Genomic DNA, 2,015 nt, shown 5'->3' on the forward strand with positions numbered 1-2,015 from the left:
TCACTCCGGCCTTGCGAAGCCTTTCTCGAAAAAAGGCGAGAGTAGTAGCATCGGGAATATCGTTCATTACGCCTAGGGAAGCTCTGGGCAACAGGGGTTTAAGTGCCTTTTGCGACTGGCAAAGCTGCCTTTGGCCTTGATTTGCCTCTGAGGCCGGCAAGTGTTGTCTCTACCAGCTCATTTCAGGATCATCTGGCCAGGATTGGAGCCTGAATCGCGGTGTTTGGGGCACACCAATCCCCTCGTCATGCTGTTGCAAGCAAACGTCGACGGGCCAGGAACAGATTGGTCAAGGCTGCCAGCACATTGATCTTGCAGCGGTTCTTGGCCATACCGCGCAGCCGCGTCTTTTGGAATCCGAACTGCTGCTTGATCACCCGGAATGGGTGCTCGACCTTGGCACGGACGTGTGCCTTTGCAGCCTCGATCAAATCCTGCAGCCTTCCATCTGGAGTGTCGGGCAGCGCTCGGCGCTTGCCTGGCCGCATTGCAACCCTCAACTCTGCTGCAGCGCCTGCCATCTCCGGCCTTTTGGCGATGCCCTGGTAACCAGCGTCGCCGTACACCACCTCCTCATCACCATGCAGCAACTCAGCCGCGGGGGTGAGGTCGTGGACGTTGGCAGCCGTGGTGACGACTGAATGAATCAAGCCTGAATCCTTGTCCACGCCTGCGTGGAGCTTCATGCCGAAATACCACTGGTTGCCTTTCTTGGTCTGGTGCATCTCCGGATCTCGCTTCCCATCTTTGTTTTTGGTGGAGCTGGGAGCCGCGATCAAGGTGGCATCCACGATCGTGCCCTGGCGCATCGTCATTCCCCGTGAGTTGAGGTGGGCTTTGACGGTTTCAAAAATCTGCTCCCCCAGATCGTGCTTCTCCAGCAGGTGGCGGAAGGTCAGGATCGTTGTCTCATCGGGGATCCGGTCGCTGATCAACTCGATACCAGCAAAGCGACGCATGGTGGGCACCTCGATCAGGGCCTCCTCCATGGCCGGGTCGCTGAGCGAATACCACTGCTGCAAAAGGTGGATCCGCAGCATGGTGACCAATGGATACGGAGGTCTGCCGCCCTTCTTGCTGGTCTTGGGGTAGTGGGGCTCAATCAGATCGAGAAGGGCCTGCCAAGGCACCACCACCTCCATCTCAGAGAGAAACCTCTCCCGTTTGGTCTGCTTCTTGGCGGTGGTGATCTCGTAATCCGAGAAGCCGAGCTGCTTGCCGCCCATCAAACCAGTCCTGGTCTGCGTTTATGGGGCCATTGTCCCGCGAAAGGCGCTGGTTTTCCAGGGTCTCCCTAGTGCCGTTGCTGCTCCTAGTGAGCGTCCTGAGCACCAGCCCCATCAACCCGAATGGAGCCCTGCGCCTCAGCACAGCATCGCCGCCAGCCGTGGAAGCTAGGTATGGCCAGCGTCCATGCGTCCCTTGTGCTGCATCGGGGCTTGCCGCCGCCCAATCAGAACAGGCTGGAACCAGCAGCTCAAAGGAGGAGCCGATGGTCCGGTTTCTGAATCGTTGCGGCTCAGGCAGCCGACGTTCGTTGAAAGTCCTCGCCCCAGTAGCAGCGGCCTTGCTGGTCATGGCGAGCTCCGCGCAAGCGGAGCTCATCGCCCCTTTCGCTGGATCCGGCACCTCGGCTCCATCCAACGCGATGCCGCCTGGCAGTCGATGGAGCGGCATGCAAATGGGTCAGCGTTCCGCCGATGGCCATTTCATCGTAATGATGATCCCCCATCACGAGGGGGCTATCGCCATAGCGGAGCTAGGCCTGCAGCGCTCCAGGCGACCGGAGATTCGAGCCCTAGCGAAGAGGATCCGGACCAGTCAGAGCCAGGAGAATGCCCAAATGCGCCGCTGGTATCGCCAGTGGTACGGCAGCGACGTGCCCACCTGGCCAGGTCAGGGGATGGCCGGCATGGGGATGGGGATGCCTGGTTTCGGCACGGTGACTTTCAGGAAAGTTGTCACTCCTTGGCTGCCATTCAGGCGGCCTTGATTAAGGGTAGCGCCATGAGCGG

Annotated in this window: 2 protein-coding genes; one reads left to right on the forward strand and one right to left on the reverse strand. The window is 59.8% G+C overall.

Going from position 1 to position 2,015, the window contains the following annotated elements; all coding sequences use genetic code 11:
* Positions 1-245 precede the first annotated feature (245 nt).
* A complete protein-coding gene (locus AC01FP_RS17195; RefSeq protein ID WP_474481921.1) occupies positions 246-1,226 on the reverse strand; it encodes an IS5 family transposase in 981 nt (326 codons plus the stop codon).
* A 455-nt stretch (positions 1,227-1,681) separates the two neighbouring features.
* On the opposite strand from AC01FP_RS17195, the gene AC01FP_RS17200 reads away from it, so the two are divergent.
* The gene (locus tag AC01FP_RS17200; protein ID WP_474481923.1) at positions 1,682-1,993 is read left to right on the forward strand and encodes a DUF305 domain-containing protein; all 312 of its coding nucleotides are present in this window, start codon (positions 1,682-1,684) and stop codon (positions 1,991-1,993) included.
* Positions 1,994-2,015 lie beyond the last annotated feature (22 nt).

The sequence above is a fragment of the Cyanobium sp. NIVA-CYA 375 genome, assembly GCF_056108345.1.